Here is a 20,364-nt window from a genome sequence, read left to right on the forward strand (position 1 = left end):
GATTTGGTATATGCGAATTACAGTTTTGCAAACGTATGCAAAACGATTCCTTGCAGGGGGCACCATGGCGGAAATTCAATTGCGCAACGTCGGCAAGCGATGGGGGTCTTTTGTGGGGGTGCACAATTTCGACCTGACCATCGCCGACCGGGAATTTCTGGTGCTGCTGGGGCCGTCAGGATGCGGCAAGACAACTACGATGCGGATGATCGCCGGGCTTGAAGACGTGACCGAGGGCAACATTCTGATCGATGGCAAGGTCGTCAACGATCTGGAACCCAAGGATCGGGATGTGGCGATGGTGTTCCAAAGCTACGCCCTGTATCCGAACATGAATGTCTATGAAAACATCCGCTTCCCGCTGAAAGTGCGTGGCATCGACCCTGATACTCATGATGACAAGGTACGACGTGCCAGCGCCATGGTTGAGCTGGATGAGTTCCTGCACCGCAAGCCGGCTGAACTGTCGGGCGGTCAGCGCCAGCGCGTAGCCTTGGCCCGCGCCATTGTCCGCGAACCCAATGTGTTTTTGATGGATGAGCCCCTGTCAAATCTGGACGCCAAGCTGCGGGTTTCGACCCGGGCGCAGATCAAGAACCTCAGCCACGAGCTGGCGGTGACCACCATCTACGTTACCCATGATCAGATCGAAGCCATGACTCTGGCGGATCGCGTTGTTGTAATGAAGCAGGGCGTCGTGCAGCAGGTTGGCAGCCCAACCGAAATCTATGACCGACCCGCCAACACCTTTGTCGCCAGCTTCATTGGCTCACCCGCCATGAACCTGATGGACGGTGAGGTCAGCGGCGGAGTGTTCCGGGCCGAGCATGTCGAAATACCGGTGGATGCGCCTGATGGCGCGACCACACTGGGTTTCCGGGCCGAAGACGCCAGCCTGGCTGAAGGGCAGGGGCAGATCACTGCCCCAATCTACACGCTGGAACTGCTGGGCGACGCGACCATGATTTCGGTTCGAGTCGGCGGCGCTCTGGTCTCGGTTAAAGCCGACAAATCATTCCGCGCCGAGATTGGCGAGCCCGTCTCGTTCTCGGTGCCAAAAGAAATCTGTCATCTCTTCGAAGCTGGAAGCGGTGCGCGGATCGGGGAGCAATCCCACGAACAGCCCAAGCGGGCATAACACCGGTCCGGACGTCGACGACGGACCGATCCTGACAGGGAGAAACGCATGAAACTCAAGACGATCCTTATGGCAGGTGCCATGTCCATCGCCGCAAGTGGTGTATGGGCGGCCTGCTCGTATGAAAACGAAGTGCCGTTGAAGTCGCTGTCGGCTGGGTTCGAAGCCTGGAAAGCAGTTACCGACGCGATGGCTGAATGCGGCAATTTCAGTGCCTCGCTGGACCAAGAGTTCCGCGAGAAGCAGCCCGAGGCCTTTGCCGCGAACCCGTCGCTTTATCAGATTGGCGGCGTTGCAAATGAAACCATGATTCCGCTGTTGAACGCCGGTTCAATCCGTCCGCTGGACGATCTGGTCGCGAAATACGGGCAGGACCTTCTGCCGAACCAGTTGATCAAGGTGGACGGTCAGGTCATGGCGATTGCCATGATGGTAAACGCACAGCACCTGATGTATCGCAGCGACGTTCTGGCCGATCTGGGCATCGAAGAGCCGGAAACCTATGACGACGTTCTGGCCGCCGCCGCCAAGATCAAAGAGGCTGGCGTGATGGAATATCCGATCGGCGGGACGTTCAAAACCGGTTGGAACCTCGCGCAGGAATTCGTCAACATGTACATGGGCGAAGGTGGTGCGTTCTTTGGTGACGGCAATATGCCTGCGATCAACAATGAGCAGGGCGTAAAGGCGCTTGAGACCATGAAAGCCATGACGGAATTCATGGACCCGGAATACCTGGTGTCGGATTCCACGTATGTTCAGCAGCAATTCCAGCAGGGCAAGATTGCCATGGCGAACCTGTGGGCCAGCCGCGCCGCTGCGATGAACGACGAAGCCGAAAGCCAGGTTGTTGGCAAGGTGACTATGGCCTCTGCGCCGATGGGCGCCGCTGCTCCGTCGACCACGGTCTGGTGGGACGGTGTCGTTTTGGCGGCCAATATGAGCGATGAAGAGGCCGATGCCGCGTTCCGTCTGGTGATGGAAGGGATCGACGGCGATATGGTCAGCGCCAACAACGACACCGCCGTCTGGCTGAGCCCGGCTTACACACCCGGTGATCTGGCAGCTGGTGCCGCAGCCTCGGCCGAGAATGGTGCCAAGGCCTATCCGGCCAGTGCCGCGATGGGTGTGCTGCACAGCGCTTTGGGCAATGGTTTGGCCGACTATTTGACCGGCGCTAAGGATGCGCAGACCACGCTGGCCGATATCGAAGCCGAATACCTTACGGCTGCGAAAGAAGCGGGCCTGATCAACAACTGATCCTCCCGGTGGGAGGGGTTAAACCCTCCTGCCACTTCCCGAGAACCATGAGAAAGCCAGAGCCATGAATTTCAGGACATTTGCCGCCTTTGTTGGCCCCTCTGTCTTTATGATGCTTCTCTTTATCGCGTTCCCGCTTGTCAGCGTGTTTAAGCAAAGTTTTTACATTACTCAGCCGATCTATGAGACGGTCGAAGTCGAGACCTGCACCCCCGGATTTCTGACCCAGACCTGCGTGACCGAAGAGGTGTCGCAACCGAAGCTGGATGAAAATGGTGAGGTCATCACTCAGACCGAGTACGTCGGCCTGCAAAGCTATCGCAACGTGATTGAGCCCGAGCGCGCGTGGCGCGCGATCAACGAGGGCAGCTGGAGCGTGCTGTCTACCATCAACTTCTGGAAAGCTCTGAGATTCACGGTGACGTTCACGTTGATCACGCTGCCGCTGGTTATCGGATGTGGGCTGGGGATTGCGGTTCTTATCAATAACGCCGCCCGGTCAATCAAGGGACCCGTCATCTTTATCTCTCTCCTGCCGTTCATCATCACGCCGTTGATCGGGGTGTTGTCGATCAACTGGCTGTTCAAGGGGGACGGTATCCTGATCTCGATGATGGAGTGGTGGCTGCAACGCGACATCGCCCTGTTCGCGCAGGCTTGGACGATCGAGATTCTGATGATGCTGTATCGCGTTTGGCACGTGGCCCCGTTCGCGGCGATTGTCTTTTACGCCGGCTTGCAAACGGTCAATCAGGACAGTTTGGAAAGCGCTGTGATCGATGGGGCAACCCGTTGGCAGCGGATGAAATACATCGTCATTCCGCATCTGATGCCGCTGATCATCTTTGTATCGATGATACACCTGATGGATGCGTTCCGTACCTTTGAAGAGGTCGTCGGTTTCTCAAGCCAGGGTTATGTCATCTCGCTGCAATGGCTGACCTATGACTTCCTTGTGCCGGATCAGGCCGGAAACCGGTCGATCAGTCGGGCCTCGGCCAGTGCCATGCTGACCATGATCGGTATCGTCATCCTGCTTATCTTCCCGCTGCGCCGGACCTGGCGTGATCATAAAGGAGGTCACTGACATGTCCTCGCGCGCGCTTCGCCAACCGTTCAGCCTGCGGCTAACATCGAACATCTTCCTGGCATTCTGGTGCCTTGTGGCAGCCTTCCCGATCCTGTGGATCGTGGTGATGAGCTTCAAGTCACCGGTGGATGCTTATGACAGCAACGCGTTGAACGTGATCTTTGGCCCGGCGACGCTGGCCGCGGGGAACGGGTTGTCGATACTGGATATCCTTCTAGGTATCGCGGTGATCTGGGGCACTGTGATCGTGGCAACCAAAACTCTGCCGTCGATGGTGACATCTTACACGAAGCCTGGGCAACAGTGGTTTGGTTGGGTCATCGGCGTGCTGGCAACGCTGATCGCGTTCCTGCTGGTGTTTTTCGTCATATTGCCCGCTGTGTTGAATATTCTAAATCCGCTGTTCGGCCCCTTGGGTCGCGACGTTGTTGGACTGACGACCGAGCACTATAAAACCGTCTGGGTCGACCGGGGCTTTTCGAACAACTTCAAGAACTCGCTGATTGTGACGACCGGCGTTGTCACCGTGTCGCTGACCGTGGGCACGCTGGCGGGTTATGGCCTTGCGCGGTCGGGTTCGACGCTGGCCTTCTGGATTCTGATTGTCGCGCTGATCTTCCGCGCCTTGCCGCATTCGGTGTTGGTGGCGGGCTATCTGCCAGTCTTCATCAACTCGGCCGAGTGGCTGAGCCCGATCCTTGGCGAAAACGCCCCCACGCTCTATGGCAAACCCTTTGCCGTCATTGCGGTGCTGGTTGCCATCAACCAGCCTTTCACGATCTGGATGCTGCGGTCGTTCTTCCAGAACATCCCGGCTGAACTGGATGAGGCTGCGCGTGTCGATGGCTGCAACCATTTTCAGGCTTTCCGCCGTGTGATCATGCCGGTGATGTGGCCGGGGGTGATTACCACCGGTCTGTTCAGCTTCTTGTTGGCCTATAACGACCTGTTGGTCACCTCGCTGCTGCTGGACGCGCAGAACCAGACCATGGTTCCGGCCATCGTGGGTATGTTCAACCGCGAAACCACCACAACCGATCAAGTGGTTGCCGTTGCCGCGGCTGTGTCGATCACCGCGCCATTGTTCTTCCTGGTGATGATCTTCCAGCGCCAGATCGTCAGCGGCCTGACAGCAGGGGCGGTCAAAGGCTGATGAGCAGTCATTCGAGAAACACCGCCATGTCGCGCCACCCGGCGCTGAACAGGATGCCAAGGGACTTTCTGTGCATTGGGGAGCCGCTCCCCAATCATACACCAAGGCGACCCTGAAAGGATGTAAAATGAAAGGTTCCCGTCCAGAACAAGCGGTCCTGACCCGCGACACGGACCTCAGCAAAACCGAAGACACGCGCCGCGTGATCGAAACCATGGTCGATGGCCTGAACGACCACCGCATTGACGATATCGGAGAGTTTTTTGCCCAGGGCTTTCGCTGGATGGGTAATCAGGGCTGTGGCACAAAAACCGGCCTGAAAGAGTTTCAGGACAACTGGCAACGCCCGTTTCAGGCGGCGTTTTCGGACAAGACCTGTATCGATGAGGCGCGGCTATACATGGGTGAATGGGCTGCGGCTTTTGGCCGGCAAGAGGCCACCCATTCCGGTGAGTTTCTGGGCATCGCCCCCACCGGCAAGCGGGTTGAGATCCGGTACATGGACTTCTGGAAAGTGGTCGACGGCAAGATCGTCGACAATTGGGTGAATGTCGATTTCGCCCACGTGGCCGCTCAATTGGGTGTCGATCTGTTCAACGGCGAAGGCTGGGAAGCATTTGACCGAGGCGAGAAAACTCCGCCCCGACCCGAAAACTGAGGATTTGAAACATGGCAATCGAGTATCTAAAACGCGGAAAATCCGACGCTGACCGGGCTGAAGATGACGCTAAAACCCGCGCTGTGGTCGAGGCGACTCTGAAAGACATCGAAACCCGTGGCGATACGGCCGTGCGTGAGCTGAGCGAGAAGTTCGACAACTACTCGCCCGCATCCTTCCGCCTCAGCCAGCAGGACATTGACGACCTGATGGGCCAACTGACAGACAGGGAGCTGGCCGACATCAAATTCGCGCAGGAACAGGTGCGCAACTTCGCTCAGGCGCAACGGGATTCAATGCTGGATATTGAAGTCGAAACGCTGCCAGGCGTTATTCTCGGCCACAAGAACATCCCGGTGCAATCAGTTGGTTGCTACGTACCGGGCGGTAAGTTCCCGATGGTGGCCTCGGCCCATATGTCGGTGGCGACGGCTTCAGTGGCCGGAGTTCCGCGTATCATCGCCTGTACACCTCCGTTTCAAGGCAAACCCAATCCGGCTGTGATTGCAGCTATGCATCTGGGCGGCGCGCATGAGATTTACGTCATGGGCGGTATTCAGGCTATCGGAGCGATGGCGTTGGGAACTGAAACCATCGACCCCGTTCACATGCTGGTTGGCCCCGGCAATGCCTTTGTGGCTGAAGCCAAGCGCCAGTTGTTTGGCCGCGTGGGCATCGACCTGTTCGCGGGCCCAACCGAGACTATGGTCATCGCCGATGAGACGGCGGCAGACGCCGAACTCTGCGCGACCGACCTGCTTGGACAGGCAGAACATGGCTATAACAGCCCCTGCGTTCTGCTGACCAACTCGCGCAAGCTGGCCGAGGAGACGCTGGCTGAGGTGGATCGGCTACTGGGCATCCTGCCGACTGCCGACACAGCCAGAGTGTCCTGGGAAGAGTATGGCGAAGTTATCGTCTGCGACACTTATGACGAGATGCTGAAGGTGGCGGACGACATCGCATCAGAGCATGTGCAGGTGATGACGGACCGCGACGATTGGTTCCTTGAGAACATGACATGCTATGGGGCTCTGTTCCTCGGTCCACGCACCAACGTCTCGAACGGCGACAAGGTGATTGGCACTAACCACACGTTGCCCACCAAAAAGGCGGGTCGGTACACCGGTGGGCTTTGGGTTGGCAAGTATCTGAAAACGCACAGCTACCAGAAGGTTCTGACCGATGAGGCGGCAACGCTGATCGGCGAATATGGCTCGCGCCTGTGCATGTTGGAAGGTTTTGTGGGCCATGCCGAGCAGTGCAATGTTCGCGTGCGGCGTTATGGGGGGATCAACGTGCCCTACGGTGAAGCTGCGCCATACCGGGATGCCGCCGAATGAGCGACCGGCATACCCAGCATAAGGCCCTGATCGCGCCGCTCAGGGCCGCTATGTATGATTTCAACGAGGCAGGCGTGCGCCAAGCTATGGCCAATGTCAGCGCGTCGGATGCGGTGTTCCGGCTGTGCCACCCTTTGGGCGACAGCGTGGGCAGCGAATATTTTTACGACCGTGCGTATCGTGATCTGCTGACCGCCTGGCCCGATCTGGAACGCCGGGATTACATCGTCATGGCCGGGCCGGACGAGTTCGGGGCTGATTGGGTGGGTTGCGGCGGTTACTATACCGGCACCTTCACCGGGCCATGGCTGGACATTCCGCCGACCGGTCATCAAGTGACCATGCGGTTCCACGAATTCTACCGGTTCGAGAACGGCAAAATCGTTGAGATGCAGGCTCTTTGGGATATTCCCGAGGTGATGATGCAAGCAAATGCCTGGCCATTGGCTCCCAGTCTGGGGCGCGAATGGCATGTGCCCGGTCCGGCGACACAGGACGGGTTCGTGCCCGGACCGTATGACGAAGCCAAGGGTAAGGAAACCTGTCAGCACATCATCGACATGCTGGAATATCTCAAGAAACACCCGTCACAAGGCGGCCCCGAAGTGATGGAGATGGAACGCTTCTGGCATCCGCGCATGAACTGGTACGGTCCCTCTGGGATCGGCACAGGGCGCGGTATCTCAGGGTTTCGCAACTGGCATCAGATTCCCTTTCTCAGCGGTATGCCGGATCGCGGGCAATATGTGGACGACATCACCTACCACTTTTTTGGCGATGGAGAGTATGCAGCGGTTACCGGCTGGCCCAACATGATCCAGACTGTCACCAACGACGGCTGGCTGGGCATTGCGCCTTCGGGCAAAAAGATCACCATGCGCAGCCTCGATTTCTGGCGTCTGGAAAACGGCAAGATCCGTGAAAACTGGGTTCTGGTCGATCTGCTGGATGCCTATCGCCAGCTTGGCGTTGACGTTTTTGCTCGTCTGCGGGAATTCAATAAGGCCCGAAACATGGGCCGTATCGAAATACCTGACGGAATGAGCCAATGACCGATCTGCCCCGCACGCCCTCGTTTTCCCTGACCGGCAAAACAGCCCTTGTGACCGGAGCCTCTTCGGGCATCGGCCAAGGCTGCGCGGTTGCTCTGGCCGAGGCAGGGGCGCATGTGGTTTGTGCGGCGCGTGGGGCTTATCGTCTGGCCGAAACAGTCGATGCGCTGCAGGCGCAGGGCTGGTCGGCTGAAGCCCTGGTTCTGGATCAGAGCGATCTGGAGGCATTGCGCGCCGTGTTTGAAGCCCGGGTCTTTGACGTAGTGGTGAACTCGGCGGGTATGGCGCGGCACAGCCCGGCCATCGAAACAACGCCAGAAGACTTCGACGCCGTCACAAACGTCAATCTGCGTTCCGCCTATTTCCTTTCGGCCTATGCGGGCAAAGCGCTGATGGCGGCGGGCAAACGCGGGTCGATCATCCATATCTCCAGCCAGATGGGACATGTGGGGGGCGTCGACCGGGCGCTGTATTGCGCCACGAAACACGGGTTAGAGGGCATGGTGAAGTCCATGGCCGTCGAATGGGGCAAACAGGGCGTGCGTATCAACACGGTCTGCCCCACCTTTATCCGGACACCGCTGACGCAATCCACCTTTGACAATCCAGAACGCGCCGCTTGGATCATGGACAAGATCAAGCTTGATCGCGTGGGCGAGGTTGAGGACATCATGGGGGCTGTACGTTACCTCGCCTCGGACGCGTCGGCTCTTGTGACCGGCACATCGATGCTGATCGACGGAGGTTGGACGGCAGACTGATGGCGGAAAAGATCACATCCCTTCAGGTGGCCCAACTGGCCGGTGTCAGCCAATCTGCTGTCAGCCGGGTGTTCACACCCGGCGCATCGGTCAGCAAAAAGACCGAAGAAAAAGTACGCAAGGCCGCCGCTGAGTTGGGTTACCGTCCCAACGTTCTGGCCCGGGCCATGGTGTCCGGCAAAAGCCGCATCATCGGTTTGGTTGTGGGATATCTGGACAACTACTTCTATCCCGAAGCGTTAGAGAAACTATCCAACAGCTTGCAGGAACATGGCTATCACGTTCTGATTTTCATGGCGTCGCGTTCTGCTGGAAACATCGATGACGTCATGGAAGAAATCCTTGATTATCAGGTTGATGGCGTAGTTCTGGCATCGGTGCCAATGTCTTCGGATATTGCGACACGGTGCCAGCAGGCTGGCGTGCCGGTTGTTCTGTTCAACCGCAGCCAAGATATCGAAGGTATCACTACGGTCACTTCGGACAACTATGTCGGTGGACGTAAGGTTGCTGAATTTCTGCTGGCCGGCGGGCATCAGCGCATAGCCTATATCGCAGGGTGGCAAGGCGCCTCGACTCAACGGGATCGCGAGGCTGGATTTCGCGCCGTTTTAGCGGAAGGCGGTAAAAGCCTGTTTGCCCATGACGTGGGCGAGTTCCATACCGAACAAGCTCGCGCCGCCGCGCGCCGGATGTTCGACGTGGCCCCGCAAGACCGGCCTGATGCGGTATTTGTAGCCAATGACCATATGGCATTGGCAGTGATGGACGTTATCCGGTTTGAGCTTGGCTTGCGCATACCCGAGGATGTATCAGTCGTGGGATATGACGACGTGCCGCCGGCAGGCTGGCCAGCATACAACCTCACCACAATTCGGCAGCGAGCGAACCTGATGGTTTCGGAAACCGTCTCGACGTTGCTGGACCATATTGAAAACCCGCAGGCGATTGAGCCGCGCAAGGTGGCCATTGACGGGCCGCTGATCGTGCGCACTTCGGCCCGGTTGCCACGCGGTTGGACCCCACAGAGGACGGAAACATGAAGGGTTTTGATCCGAAATTTCGGGATTTCCCCGACTATATCATCGGCATCACCAAAGAGATCTGGGAAGATCGGGGTATCTCGACCCTGCACGAGTATTATGGCGAGGACATTGTTGTACGCTCGCCAGGTTCGGTGGTCGTTGGCAACCAGAATGTGATCGGCGCGACCATGGCGACGTTGGCTGAATTTCCCGATCGCGAGTTGTTGGGCGAAGATGTGATCTGGTCCGGCACACCGGAAGCGGGAATGCTCAGCTCTCACCGCATCCTGTCGACCGCGACCCATGTGGGTGAGGGGGTGTATGGCAAACCGACTGGGAAAAGGCTGCAATACCGGATTCTGGCGGACTGTCACGCCATAGACAACAAGATCGACGATGAATGGCTGATCCGCGATCAGGGTGCGATTGTTCGGCAGATGGGATGGACCCCCAAGGAATACGCCGCTGGTCTGATTGAACGCGAAGGTGGCCCCGAAAACTGCGTCAAACCCCTGACTCCGGCAAATGACATGGAGGGTCCCTATAAGGGGCGCGGCAATGACAATGAATGGGGGCAGCGCCATTCAGACCTGCTGACCCGGATCATGGGTGCGGATATGGGCGCGGTCGAGCGTGACTATGACCGCGCGGTTCAGTCCGAATATCCTGGCGGCGTCACCGGGCATGGGTGGGACCCGGTGGACCGGTTCTGGATGTCGTTGCGCGCGGCTATGCCCAGTGCCACATTCACCATCCACCACCAGATCGGACGCGACGATCCGAACATGCCGCCCCGCTCGGCCATCCGCTGGAGCCTGCATGGCAAGCACGATGGCTGGGGCGCGTTCGGGGTGCCAACCGGCGCCGAGCTGTATGTACTGGGCATCAGCCACGCCGAGTGGGGCGAGTTGATCGGCGGTGACATCAAGCTGCGCCGGGAATGGACCCTGTTCGATGAAACAGCGGTATGGAAACAGCTTGTTCTGGCCACAGGCGAAGTTTGATGCCCACGGTCCGTTCCACTTTGGATGCCAGCGAAAGAACCCGGCGGTACCACTGCCACCGGGCGGCGTTGCGGGCGAAGCGGCTAAATAACCGTCCTCCGGGTGCGAGGGGTTAAACACGTCTCAACGCACCAACAAACCGATCGGAGATTACCATGAGCACCATCCAGCAACGCATCGTTCGTTATGGCGAGCTGCAACCTTGCAAAACTGCCTTTATCGACGCCCATACGCCGGGGTCGGATCAGAAAGAGAATTTTACAATCATCGGCGGTGGCGTTTCGGAATCCCCCGATCAGCATGTTCACATCACTGACAAGATCGGGTTCAACATCGGTGCGGCGGGCCAGCCACCGAAATGCCGCAACTCGTTGCACAGCCATACCACCGCCGAGGTATTCTTTGTTGCCAAGGGCCGGTGGCGTTTTTTCTGGGGCCGCCATGGCACCGCTGGGGAGTTCATTGCCGAGGAAGGCGATATCTTCAATATCCCGACAGGTATCTTTCGTGGATTCGAAAATGTCGGTCAGGATTATGGGATGATCATGTCGATTCTTGGCGGTGACGATGCCGGGGGTGGTGTTACATGGGCGCCGCAGGTCATTCAGGACGCGCAGGCTCATGGCCTGATGCTGGGTGATAACGGTGTTCTGTATGACTCTAAGAAAGGGCAGGAACTGCCCCACAACGTGCTTCCAATGCCGTTGCTGACCGAAGAGCAGTTGCAAGACTACCCCGAGGTTCCGGTCGAAGATGTGGTTGGCAAATACGTTGCCCGTTACTGGGACCTGATGGCGCTGTCGGCCAACAAACCAGCCCAGGTGATCGGTGAAAACGGTCTGATCAAAGACAAACCGGGGTTCGAAGTCGACTTTCTTGGGCGTGGACCCGGTGTGACGGATCCGATTGCCGCCGAAAAACCGGTTGTTCTGATGCCAGCCAGCGGTCACTGGCGGATTTCGGTTGATGGCTTCGAGACCACGTTGTCCAATGGGGATACTGCCTTGGTTCTACCGGGGGAACGCTATAGCGTTGAGCCGTCGATGACCGGGCAGGCGGGCATGTACCGGATCACTGCAACAGATGACCCGGCAGGAGCGACCTGGACAGGATGACCGCGGATCCTGAAGATACCCACGCCGTCTATGAACGTCAGGCCACGGCTTATGACGAACAACGCTCGCGTGTGCTGTTCGAAGCGCGCTGGTTGGCGCGCTTCACCGCCAGCCTGAAACCCGGCGACCATGTGCTGGATTTAGGCTGCGGCACGGGTGACCCGATTGCGCGATGGTTCATGGCAGAAGGGTTCAATGTCACCGGTGTGGATTTCTCTGAGGCGATGCTGGCTATCGCGCGTGAACGATGGCCCGATGGGGACTGGCGTCAGGCCGACATGCGGACCTTCGAGCTGGATCAACGTTTCGACGGGATTATCGCCTGGAACAGTTTCTTCCACCTGACCGCGGACGAGCAAAAAGACTGTATCGCCCGTATGGCGCGCCACCTGCGCCCTGGTGGAATGCTGATGCTGACCGTTGGTCCCAAAGCGGGGGTGGAGCACGGCACGGTTGGAACGGAAAGCGTTTATCACGCCTCGCTGTCTCCGGCTGGCTATGCCGTGTGTCTTGAAGAAAACGGGCTGCGCATGACCGGGTTCTTGGCCAAGGACCCGGAAACCGAAAGCCACAGCGTGCTGATGGCGCGCAAGATTTAGGAGGCCGCAATGTCAGTCCAAACCACTCATGTCGGGTCATTGCCGCGTTCGCAGGACGTGGTGGATTTCATCTTTGCGCGGGAACGGGACGAACCCTATGACGCAGCCGCGTTTGATGCCTGCATGTCTGATGCCGTGTCTGAGACGGTGCGCAAGCAGGTTGAGGCCGGGGTTGATATTGTCAGCGACGGCGAGACCTCAAAGATCTCTTACGCGACCTACGTAAAGGACCGCTACACGGGCTTTTCCGGTGACAGCCCGCGCAATGCGCCTGCCGATCTGAAGATGTTCCCCAGCTTTTTGCAGCGGCTGGCCGATGATGGCGGCACACCGCAATACGCGCGGCCCATGTGTACCGGAGAGGTGCGCTCTAAAGGGCAGGGCGAGTTGGAAAAGGACATCACCAATCTCAAGGCCGCAATGACGCAGCATGGAGTGAAACGCGGGTTCATGAACGCCGCGTCGCCGGGCGTGATCTCGCTTTTCTTGCAGAATGATTTCTATTCGACGCGTGAGGCTTATCTGGCCGCCCTGGCCGATGCGATGAAAGAAGAATACGAAACCATCGTGGCCGCCGGTCTGGAACTGCAATTGGATTGCCCCGATCTGGCCCTGTCTCGCCACATGCTGTTTACCGACTTGTCTGATGAGGAGTTTGTCAGGATCGCAAACATGCATGTTGAGGCCCTGAACCATGCGCTGCAGAACGTGCCGCAGGATCGCGTGCGGGTTCATATTTGCTGGGGCAACTACGAAGGTCCGCATTGTTGCGATATTGCGATGGACAAGGTGTTCAGCACGCTGATGGCCACCAAGTCGCGTTATGTCCTGTTCGAAACATCCAACCCGCGCCACGCGCATGAATGGGCCGTATTCCGTGACCGCAAAGCAGAAATACCAGATGACAAGGTTCTGGTTCCCGGCGTCGTTGATACCACCACCAATTTTGTTGAACATCCGGAGCTTGTCGCCCAACGTGTTGACCGGTTCACCAGCATCGTCGGTGCGGATCGTGTGATCGCGGGCAGCGATTGCGGATTTGGCACCTTCGCGGGGTTCGGCGCGGTTGACCCGCAGATTGCCTACGCCAAGCTTGCCGCATTGTCCGACGGTGCAAAGTTAGCCCAAGCATGACGCCGCTTATCTTCTTACCGGGCATGATGTGCGATGCCCGCCTATTCGGTCCTCAGATCGAGGCTTTGTCGGGCAGGGTGCCCGTGATGACCTTCCCTTTGAACCAACACGACAGTGTTGAAGCCATGGCGACCGACATTCTGAAACATACCCCGCCTGCATTCGCGTTGGTTGGCCTGTCTATGGGCGGCATCGTAGCGATGGAGGTGTTGCGCCAGGCCCCAGAACGGGTCACGCAGTTGGCTCTGCTCGACACCAACCCACTGGCCGAAAAACCCGAAGTCAAAGCCCGCCGAGTCCCCCAAATGGCGGCAGTGCGCAAGGGGCGGCTATGGCACGTTATGCGGGATGAGATGAAGCCCAATTACCTTGCCGACGGTCCCCGGCAGGGCGCTATTTTGGACCTGTGCATGGCGATGGCCACTGATTTGGGACCGGATGTTTTCCTGCGCCAATCGCAGGCGCTTATGGATCGACCTGACCAGCGAATGAAGTTGTCGGCCTATCCCGGTAAAACACTGGTCTTGTGCGGGCGGGAAGACGGGCTATGCTCGGTAGAGCGACACCAACTGATGCACGATCTGTTGCCTGATAGCAGGCTAGTCATCGTCGAGGGGGCGGGACACCTGCCTACATTGGAAAAACCCGAGGAAACCAACGCGGCCCTGATCCGCTGGCTGGAGGACACATGACACCGTCCCTTTTATCTCTGCTTCGCAAGGTCGACACTCCAACCGTCTGCAACGCGATTGAAGTCGCGCAGGGCAAGCGCGGGTTCGACAGATTTACGCGCGGCACCATGCTGTGTTCGGCGCCAAATGACCCGGCAATCGTCGGCTATGCGCGCACTGCCAAAATCGCGGCCGTCAATCCGCCTTCCGAACCACCTGATGTAATCAAAACCCGCCGCATGGCCCACTACAAATACATGGCCGAGGCCCCCAGCCCGAGCGTCGCCGTCATCGAGGATTTGGATTATCCGCATTGCATCGGCGCTTATTGGGGTGAGATCAACACAACGGTCCACAAAGGTTTCGGTATGTCTGGTGTCGTAACCAACGGTGTCATGCGCGATCTCGGAGACTTGCCCGAAGACTTCCCTGTTGTTGCCGGTTCTGTTGGGCCAAGCCACGGTTTCGTCCACGTCCGCGAGATCGACACGCAGGTTTCGATCTTTGGTCTGGCGGTCAATCCCGGAGAGTTGATCCACGCCGACCGCCACGGCGCATTGGTGGTGCCTGAAGATGTCATCGACCTGTTAGAGGCCGCAATCCAAAAGCTTCTGAGTACAGAACGAATTGTCCTCGACGCAGCCCGCCAGCCGGGATTTGATTTTGAGGTATTTCAAAACGCTTGGGCGGCGTTTGAGAAAGCAAGGGTCTAATGATTGGTGGCAACGCCTGCATTGTCTAAGCATGGGTTTGCCGAAATTCTGATTGGTGAAGGTTCGTACTGCCTATGTCGGAAAGCCTAAATGGGACCAGAGCATACCGTGCCGAAGTAGGGTTTGTTTTTCAAAGTCGGCTCTGGACCGCAAACAGCACCGCAGAGAATTTCGCTACGAAACCCAAAGTAGACAACCCTTTTGGCTACGAGGTAGCCAATTCTTGCTACGAATTCTGCAAAATTAGCCGGTTAGTTGGCAGTGCCGGCGGGCGTTTGGATTGTTTTTCCAACTCTATTGGCTGCCGTCATTGTCGTGGAAAAATCCGGCGGCCCGTTCGATGACAGAAAGTCTGTTTTGTTGTCAGGAGTTAGTCAGTCAGATGCAATGAAGAATGTTTCATTGGTCGCACTAGGAGCGTTTAGACGAACCGCACTCTCAACCGACACTTCATTTCGTTGAGATATGCCAAACACTATCCCATTCGGCGTTCGGGGGCGAGGCACGCAATTGTGCAATCCTACTTATAAACAATTTAGATGGCGGATCATCTGCCCAGACGTTTAGACAGGCTTTGAACGCCTTTTCCGCCGTATCCCAGTCTTGCTTACGATAGGCCGCCAAGCCCGCTTCAAACGCAGTCCGAGCTTTGAAGTCTTCTTCGGACAATGTACCAGCTAATCCAAGAAGCTCGAAAACACGCAGAGGTTCCTTCTTGCCTTTGACGTAAATAGAGTCGATCTCTCGAACCTCAATCGCTTGATCCGCTGATTTCTTTGTTTGCTCGCAAATAAGAATCCTTGTTCCGTATACCTTGTTGGCACTTTCAAGCCGTGCGCCAAGGTTCACGGTGTCGCCCATGACAGTAAAGTTTTTTGCGTAATCCGAGCCAATCGACCCAACAACGGCATCGCCGGTCGCCAAACCTATACGGATATCGATTTTGGGAATGCCTTTGCGAAGCCCAGTAATATCCTGAAGCCGCCCACGCAAAACCTCAAGCTGGTCAAACTGCTGAATTGCGGCTTTACATGCAAGATTGGCCTGATTTCCTTCTGCCACAAAAGGAGGAGACCAAAACGCCATGATCATGTCTCCAATGTACTTGTCGATCACGCCATCGCATTCAGCAATCGGTTCACTCGCAAGCGTGAAATATTCGTTGATTAGCCGAACCAATCCGACTGGGGAAAGGCGTTCACCCATTTGCGTGAATCCGACAATGTCGGAGAACAATACGGTCACGACTTTTCTGTCACCTGACACCAAAGACGTCTCGGCCCCGTCTTCGTCCATCATTGCTTTAACCACTCGCGGGTCGACATACTGGCCAAACATCGATTGCATGCGCTCTTTAGCGCGCAGACCTTCAAGCATGTTATTGAAAGACCGAGAAAGGTCAGCGATCTCATCAGTCGACGTCACAGGAATGTCCTGGCTTAGATCACCAACTTCTACCGCTTTGGTTCTTTCTCTTAACACGCGAACCGGGCGCACAAGGCTTTTTGTGAGTTGAAATGCAAACAGAAGCCCCAGCACAAGCGCTAAAATGGTCAGGATCACACTAAAGCGCAAAACTACATGTTCCGCCTGGTCTGCTTTCTGAGCCGCAACCGTGCTGAGATCTAAAATTTCTGATGCAACGGCATCCACATTTTCGTCAAATTGAACCTGCGCAGTTGTGAAAGACGCCACAAGCTCTGTCGCCGCTTCGAACCTGCCTTCTCTTTGCGCGTCAATAGCCCTAAGTACCAAGTCTTGAATTTGCTGATGCTGGACTGAAATTTCCTGTATGCGCGAAATTAATTTTCCAAGGTCTACAGCTAAATCTCTCTCAAGGTGATCCAAAGCAGCATTTGCTATTTCAGTGGCGCTCTCGATATCTAAGTCGGCGGCGTCTCCTAAATCGTTGAACACTGCAAGGTGTTGTTCAATAACGCCCAGTTCGGCATTGTCTTCGATGTCATCTAGTATGCTTTGCAAAACAATTTCTTGCCGCAACAAGTTTGCTTGGACATCTAAAAGCTTTTTGTCCAAAGGCAGGAAATAATCCGCAACTGCATCAACCTGATCGGTCACAGTACGAATTTTCCAGGTTGTCCAGAACGCCGCCGCCGACATTACCAAAATTACGGCTCCGGAAACCGCAAAAATCTTGAGACCAATTGTGACACGCATGACACTTGCCCTTTGGAGCGAAATTCCGTCAATATTGATTGTTTATTGGCCTATGGAAAGGGACATCTTGGTCTTGCTTGCTTTTCACAGCCATTTCCGACCGTTGACAGGTTTTGAGACCAGAGTGCTAAAACGCAGGCAACTGCCAATTCTCGAAGAGTGAGATGATTGCTGTGGTCATCAAAAAGTAACCCGGCGCAAAGTCATCTTCTGTTCTGATCACTAGGTAGTTCGCAAAGAAAGGGGCAGTGACCCCAACAGCGCCAAAGAGCGGTTGTGCCCAATCGCGACTTTGCGGCATTTGAGTTCGCGCGCAGAGATTTTGGTTTGCATATTAATCGCCAGCGCCCAACTAGCGCTGTTGAATAGCGGCAGGCCCAGTTGGTCGAGAAAGATAAACGCAATGGCGCTTTGGTGCGTCAGTGCGCAAAGCGGTCGGGGGAACGAGCCTCAGCGTTCTTTTTGCATGAACTCCTCGAACGCGTTCTTGTAGTCGGGATGCCAGCGACTGAGGGGAGGGCGATTTTCTATCACATCCCCAACGCTCCAGGCGATGCGTTTTTCGTCGATATCGCGCGATACGTCGTTGTCTGGGCAGAGGATATAAAAGTCGCCGCGGTTCACGCTTTCGATAAAGAAGTCTGCCGTTTGCTCTGCGGTCCACGCGGATGCAGGTTTTTCTGATAGGTTGATCATGCCTGTATAGACGAAGCCTGGAACAAGAAGATGAGCTGTGATCTGGTGGCCTTCTCCTGTTCTCAGCTCATGCGCAAGCGCCTCAGTGAAGGCTTTCAAAGCCGCTTTTGAAACATTGTAGGCAGGGTTGCCGGGCGGGGTGGTAATACCCTGTTTTGACCCGGTGTTGATAATCGCGCCGGGTCTGCCGCGGGCGATCATGTTCGGTGCAAAAACCTGAGTGCCGTGGATCGGGCCCCACAGATTCACGCCCAGCATCCTCTCCCAAGGTTCCGCCGCCCCGAGGGTTGATGACTTGCCGCCCACCCCCGCGTTGTTCATCAAGATGTCTGTTCCGCCAAAGCTATCAGCCACCTGCCGCTCAAGCTTTTCCATCTGCGTCCGATCCACGACATCCAGTTCCGCCACCATTACGTCGGCGGCACCTGCTGCAGTGACGGTATCTGCAGCGGACAGCAGCTTCTCTGAATCTCGGTCAGCGATCACCACCCGCAGCCCCTGTTGCGCGAATTTCAAAGCGGTCGCGAGACCAATACCGGAAGCCCCACCCGTGATAACGGCCACAGAGTCGGGGTTGAATGCAGGATGGGTCATGGGCAGGGTTCCTCGAATTGCAAAATACGGGCAGCAAGCCCAAGCTTAAGCTCGGGCTCGGCGCACATGTCAGGCCGCTTCGGCGACGGCAGTATTCAACTTCATCATACCTTCCATACCATAAGCCGCGAAAAGTGCCTCCGTCGCTTTCTCGGCTTGCACATTCATTGGAATGACGGGATCGGACATGCCGCTCTTATCCACTTCATTGCGGAACTTGCGTTGGCCTGGTGGAGTATGGATCACCTCTAATACTGCGTCTGCAACGATCTGTGGCACTTGAAGCGGGTTACTTGCCAACGAGTCCCCCATGCTTTGAAGCATCGCGTCCGGTGCGCCCGCGAACTCGCCATAGCTTGCATCCCGATCACGAGACGAAGGAGTGATGAGGTTGGCAAAGAAGCTCGTCGGGAAGCCGCCGGGTTCGATGACAGCAACATCGACGCCGAACTGGCTCAACTCCCAACGGTAGTTTTCGCTCAGCGCTTCGACTGCCCATTTTGCTGCATTGTAAGGCCCGAGGAATGGAACAGTCACGCGACCAAGAAGGCTGGTGACATTCAGAATAAGGCCAGATTGCCGTTCCCGCATTTTGGGTAGAACCGCACGCGTCATACGCTGGACACCAAAGACGTTCACGTCAAAGATGCGGCGAAAGTCTTCCCCCGAGAAGTTCTCTTGTAGACCGTGTGCGCCAGTCCCGGCGTTATTGACCAGCACATCGATTCCGCCAAGCGCCACTTCAGCGGCCGCAACCCCAGCTTCGACAGAGGCATCATCGGTGACGTCGATATCTACAATCTCTACCCCGATGTCGCGCAACGCTTGCGCCGCGTCTTTGTTACGCCCTTCTGGGTCGCGAACTGTTCCGGCTACCCGGTGACCGGCCTTGATCAAATCTGCAACAATCAGATTTCCAAATCCGCTGCTGGCGCCTGTGACAAGAATGTTCATTTCCATATCTCCCGCTTTTGGCCCTGGATTGGGCCTCTGATAGCCGAAGTTAGTTGTTGCCAATAGAAAGCAACAGACGTATTGAAATGAACAAATGGTTGCAAAAATTAGAACAGTGGGAATGCCCGCCCTAATTAGCTTTCACACTGTCGCGCGCCTTGGTGGGATCAGCGTTGCCGCAGATCACTTGAGTATGGCGAAATCGGGGGTAAGCCGTCATATCTCGCGGCTAGAAGAACATATTGGCGTCAAGCTGTTCGAACGCAGCGGAAGACTGGTGAAACTAACACCTACAGGCGCTCGCCTGAACCAGCGCATCCAGTCTATTCTGGCGGAGATTGACCTGCTTGACGACATCGCTCGGGAGGAAAGCGGCGAGGTGTCGGGTCAAGTGAACATCGCGGCGACCCCTGAGTTTGGATCAATTATCGGTGCAACCCTGCTTCCTGCTGTTCGTGAAAGGTATCCTGATCTGAATTTGGTCATGCGTTCTGCCTATGACTTTGAGGACATGCAAGACCCCAGCACGGACCTTGCTTTTCGCATCGGCACTTTCGCCGATGACCGTCTCGTTGCCAAAGAATTGGGTAGCTTTCGTTTCTGGCTCGTCGCCGCTCCAGAGTTGGCTACGGCCGCAGCAATCGGTTCGCCGATCGACCTTCAAGGACAGCCCTGTTTAACCTTCCGAAATGACATTGCAGAAACGACCTGGACGTTCTTCTCTCCAGATGGTGAGTCCAGAGTAAAGGTCAGCGGCCCATTTGCAGCTAGAAGTTTCTCGGTGTTGCTTGATCTTGCGGTTGCCGGACAAGGATTTGCATTTCTACCGGAGTTAATGCTTGGTGACGCTTTAAAGGACGGCAAACTCGTTCGATGTCTTCCGGAATGCGTTTCGCGGCCATACTCCGTTTTTCTGACCTTCCGTCCGGGAACAAGGCGCATTGCACGCGTCGATGCGGTCGCGCGTCTGGCTGAAGACTTAATCCCTCAGCTTTTGTCGAAAGTCGAAAGCTAAAGGCACCCCAATTCAAGTGGCAAAACGTCCGTTCCTTGCGGGGAAGTAGTCGAGAGCGTTATCCGCTTAGCGGACCATCAGGTGATATAGTTGAATGTCTGCACCGAGCCCAAAGCGGAAACTTCAGTCTATTTCGAGATCGTATCCTACTTCCAGATCGTCAGTTTCGCGAACGCTCCTAATTCTATAAGTTTTGCAAATCCGGCTTTCG

At 56.4% G+C, this 20,364-nt stretch carries 19 protein-coding genes; 16 read left to right on the forward strand and 3 right to left on the reverse strand.

Annotation, left to right across the window (positions count from 1 at the left end):
• Positions 1-64: 64 nt before the first annotated feature.
• The 15 genes from ACR0L3_RS02565 (at position 65) to ACR0L3_RS02635 (ending at position 14,716) form a co-directional block, all read left to right on the forward strand.
• Positions 65-1,138 (forward strand): ABC transporter ATP-binding protein, encoded by a 1,074-nt coding sequence (locus ACR0L3_RS02565; protein ID WP_480743385.1) that lies wholly within the window; start codon positions 65-67, stop codon positions 1,136-1,138.
• 48 nt (positions 1,139-1,186) lie between these two features.
• The gene (locus tag ACR0L3_RS02570; RefSeq protein ID WP_480743387.1) at positions 1,187-2,398 is read left to right on the forward strand and encodes an ABC transporter substrate-binding protein; all 1,212 of its coding nucleotides are present in this window, start codon (positions 1,187-1,189) and stop codon (positions 2,396-2,398) included.
• A 64-nt stretch (positions 2,399-2,462) separates the two neighbouring features.
• Positions 2,463-3,485, forward strand: coding sequence for a carbohydrate ABC transporter permease (locus ACR0L3_RS02575; RefSeq protein WP_480743389.1), 1,023 nt, complete (start codon positions 2,463-2,465; stop codon positions 3,483-3,485).
• A 1-nt stretch (position 3,486) separates the two neighbouring features.
• The gene (locus ACR0L3_RS02580; protein ID WP_480743390.1) at positions 3,487-4,641 is read left to right on the forward strand and encodes a carbohydrate ABC transporter permease; all 1,155 of its coding nucleotides are present in this window, start codon (positions 3,487-3,489) and stop codon (positions 4,639-4,641) included.
• 127 nt (positions 4,642-4,768) lie between these two features.
• On the forward strand, positions 4,769-5,299 hold the full coding sequence (locus ACR0L3_RS02585; protein ID WP_480743392.1) for an ester cyclase: 531 nt from the start codon (positions 4,769-4,771) through the stop codon (positions 5,297-5,299).
• 11 nt (positions 5,300-5,310) lie between these two features.
• Complete coding sequence (hisD, locus tag ACR0L3_RS02590; RefSeq protein WP_480743394.1) at positions 5,311-6,642, forward strand: histidinol dehydrogenase; 1,332 nt, start codon at positions 5,311-5,313, stop codon at positions 6,640-6,642.
• Positions 6,639-7,694 carry an ester cyclase gene (locus tag ACR0L3_RS02595; RefSeq protein WP_480743396.1) on the forward strand — a complete coding sequence of 352 codons (1,056 nt, stop codon included), beginning with the start codon at positions 6,639-6,641 and terminating at the stop codon, positions 7,692-7,694. Before hisD ends, ACR0L3_RS02595 begins: the two co-directional genes overlap by 4 nt.
• Complete coding sequence (locus ACR0L3_RS02600; RefSeq protein ID WP_480743397.1) at positions 7,691-8,455, forward strand: SDR family NAD(P)-dependent oxidoreductase; 765 nt, start codon at positions 7,691-7,693, stop codon at positions 8,453-8,455. Before ACR0L3_RS02595 ends, ACR0L3_RS02600 begins: the two co-directional genes overlap by 4 nt.
• A complete protein-coding gene (locus tag ACR0L3_RS02605; protein ID WP_480743399.1) occupies positions 8,455-9,498 on the forward strand; it encodes a LacI family DNA-binding transcriptional regulator in 1,044 nt (347 codons plus the stop codon). The genes ACR0L3_RS02600 and ACR0L3_RS02605 overlap by 1 nt, the downstream gene beginning before the upstream one ends.
• Positions 9,495-10,484 (forward strand): nuclear transport factor 2 family protein, encoded by a 990-nt coding sequence (locus ACR0L3_RS02610; RefSeq protein ID WP_480743401.1) that lies wholly within the window; start codon positions 9,495-9,497, stop codon positions 10,482-10,484. Before ACR0L3_RS02605 ends, ACR0L3_RS02610 begins: the two co-directional genes overlap by 4 nt.
• 155 nt (positions 10,485-10,639) lie before the next feature.
• Positions 10,640-11,599: a cupin domain-containing protein gene (locus ACR0L3_RS02615; RefSeq protein ID WP_480743403.1), complete on the forward strand. Its 960-nt coding sequence runs from the start codon at positions 10,640-10,642 to the stop codon at positions 11,597-11,599.
• Positions 11,596-12,198 carry a class I SAM-dependent methyltransferase gene (locus ACR0L3_RS02620; protein WP_480743405.1) on the forward strand — a complete coding sequence of 201 codons (603 nt, stop codon included), beginning with the start codon at positions 11,596-11,598 and terminating at the stop codon, positions 12,196-12,198. The genes ACR0L3_RS02615 and ACR0L3_RS02620 overlap by 4 nt, the downstream gene beginning before the upstream one ends.
• A gap of 9 nt (positions 12,199-12,207) precedes the next feature.
• Positions 12,208-13,332 carry a cobalamin-independent methionine synthase II family protein gene (locus ACR0L3_RS02625; RefSeq protein WP_480743406.1) on the forward strand — a complete coding sequence of 375 codons (1,125 nt, stop codon included), beginning with the start codon at positions 12,208-12,210 and terminating at the stop codon, positions 13,330-13,332.
• Positions 13,329-14,024 carry an alpha/beta fold hydrolase gene (locus ACR0L3_RS02630; protein WP_480743407.1) on the forward strand — a complete coding sequence of 232 codons (696 nt, stop codon included), beginning with the start codon at positions 13,329-13,331 and terminating at the stop codon, positions 14,022-14,024. The genes ACR0L3_RS02625 and ACR0L3_RS02630 overlap by 4 nt, the downstream gene beginning before the upstream one ends.
• Positions 14,021-14,716, forward strand: a complete 696-nt coding sequence (locus ACR0L3_RS02635; RefSeq protein WP_480743408.1) for an RraA family protein — start codon at positions 14,021-14,023, stop codon at positions 14,714-14,716. Before ACR0L3_RS02630 ends, ACR0L3_RS02635 begins: the two co-directional genes overlap by 4 nt.
• A 450-nt stretch (positions 14,717-15,166) precedes the next feature.
• Here the strand turns inward: ACR0L3_RS02635 and ACR0L3_RS02640 are convergent, their stop codons facing one another.
• From ACR0L3_RS02640 to ACR0L3_RS02650, 3 genes are all read right to left on the reverse strand, one after another.
• A complete protein-coding gene (locus tag ACR0L3_RS02640) occupies positions 15,167-16,753 on the reverse strand; it encodes an adenylate/guanylate cyclase domain-containing protein (protein WP_480743409.1) in 1,587 nt (528 codons plus the stop codon).
• A 591-nt stretch (positions 16,754-17,344) separates the two neighbouring features.
• Positions 17,345-18,184 (reverse strand): SDR family NAD(P)-dependent oxidoreductase, encoded by an 840-nt coding sequence (locus ACR0L3_RS02645; protein ID WP_480743411.1) that lies wholly within the window; start codon positions 18,182-18,184, stop codon positions 17,345-17,347.
• 69 nt (positions 18,185-18,253) lie between these two features.
• Positions 18,254-19,138, reverse strand: coding sequence for an SDR family oxidoreductase (locus tag ACR0L3_RS02650; RefSeq protein ID WP_480743412.1), 885 nt, complete (start codon positions 19,136-19,138; stop codon positions 18,254-18,256).
• Positions 19,139-19,259: 121 nt separating this feature from the next.
• Between ACR0L3_RS02650 and ACR0L3_RS02655 the strand changes: the two genes are divergently transcribed.
• Positions 19,260-20,153 carry a LysR family transcriptional regulator gene (locus ACR0L3_RS02655; protein WP_480743414.1) on the forward strand — a complete coding sequence of 298 codons (894 nt, stop codon included), beginning with the start codon at positions 19,260-19,262 and terminating at the stop codon, positions 20,151-20,153.
• The last annotated feature ends 211 nt before the right edge of the window (positions 20,154-20,364 follow it).

This window comes from Ruegeria sp. CK1, from assembly GCF_056536545.1.

Excerpts from the sequence above, each read along its gene's own strand:
- ACR0L3_RS02620 (WP_480743405.1), top strand. The coding sequence starts at position 11,596 with ATGACCGCGGATCCTGAAGATACCCACGCCGTCTATGAACGTCAGGCC.
- ACR0L3_RS02650 (WP_480743412.1), bottom strand. The coding sequence starts at position 19,138 with ATGAACATTCTTGTCACAGGCGCCAGCAGCGGATTTGGAAATCTGATT.
- ACR0L3_RS02570 (WP_480743387.1), top strand. The coding sequence starts at position 1,187 with ATGAAACTCAAGACGATCCTTATGGCAGGTGCCATGTCCATCGCCGCA.
- ACR0L3_RS02655 (WP_480743414.1), top strand. The coding sequence starts at position 19,260 with ATGCCCGCCCTAATTAGCTTTCACACTGTCGCGCGCCTTGGTGGGATC.
- ACR0L3_RS02605 (WP_480743399.1), top strand. The coding sequence starts at position 8,455 with ATGGCGGAAAAGATCACATCCCTTCAGGTGGCCCAACTGGCCGGTGTC.
- ACR0L3_RS02635 (WP_480743408.1), top strand. The coding sequence starts at position 14,021 with ATGACACCGTCCCTTTTATCTCTGCTTCGCAAGGTCGACACTCCAACC.
- ACR0L3_RS02645 (WP_480743411.1), bottom strand. The coding sequence starts at position 18,184 with ATGACCCATCCTGCATTCAACCCCGACTCTGTGGCCGTTATCACGGGT.
- ACR0L3_RS02630 (WP_480743407.1), top strand. The coding sequence starts at position 13,329 with ATGACGCCGCTTATCTTCTTACCGGGCATGATGTGCGATGCCCGCCTA.
- ACR0L3_RS02625 (WP_480743406.1), top strand. The coding sequence starts at position 12,208 with ATGTCAGTCCAAACCACTCATGTCGGGTCATTGCCGCGTTCGCAGGAC.
- ACR0L3_RS02585 (WP_480743392.1), top strand. The coding sequence starts at position 4,769 with ATGAAAGGTTCCCGTCCAGAACAAGCGGTCCTGACCCGCGACACGGAC.
- hisD (WP_480743394.1), top strand. The coding sequence starts at position 5,311 with ATGGCAATCGAGTATCTAAAACGCGGAAAATCCGACGCTGACCGGGCT.
- ACR0L3_RS02600 (WP_480743397.1), top strand. The coding sequence starts at position 7,691 with ATGACCGATCTGCCCCGCACGCCCTCGTTTTCCCTGACCGGCAAAACA.
- ACR0L3_RS02615 (WP_480743403.1), top strand. The coding sequence starts at position 10,640 with ATGAGCACCATCCAGCAACGCATCGTTCGTTATGGCGAGCTGCAACCT.
- ACR0L3_RS02575 (WP_480743389.1), top strand. The coding sequence starts at position 2,463 with ATGAATTTCAGGACATTTGCCGCCTTTGTTGGCCCCTCTGTCTTTATG.
- ACR0L3_RS02580 (WP_480743390.1), top strand. The coding sequence starts at position 3,487 with ATGTCCTCGCGCGCGCTTCGCCAACCGTTCAGCCTGCGGCTAACATCG.
- ACR0L3_RS02565 (WP_480743385.1), top strand. The coding sequence starts at position 65 with ATGGCGGAAATTCAATTGCGCAACGTCGGCAAGCGATGGGGGTCTTTT.
- ACR0L3_RS02595 (WP_480743396.1), top strand. The coding sequence starts at position 6,639 with ATGAGCGACCGGCATACCCAGCATAAGGCCCTGATCGCGCCGCTCAGG.
- ACR0L3_RS02610 (WP_480743401.1), top strand. The coding sequence starts at position 9,495 with ATGAAGGGTTTTGATCCGAAATTTCGGGATTTCCCCGACTATATCATC.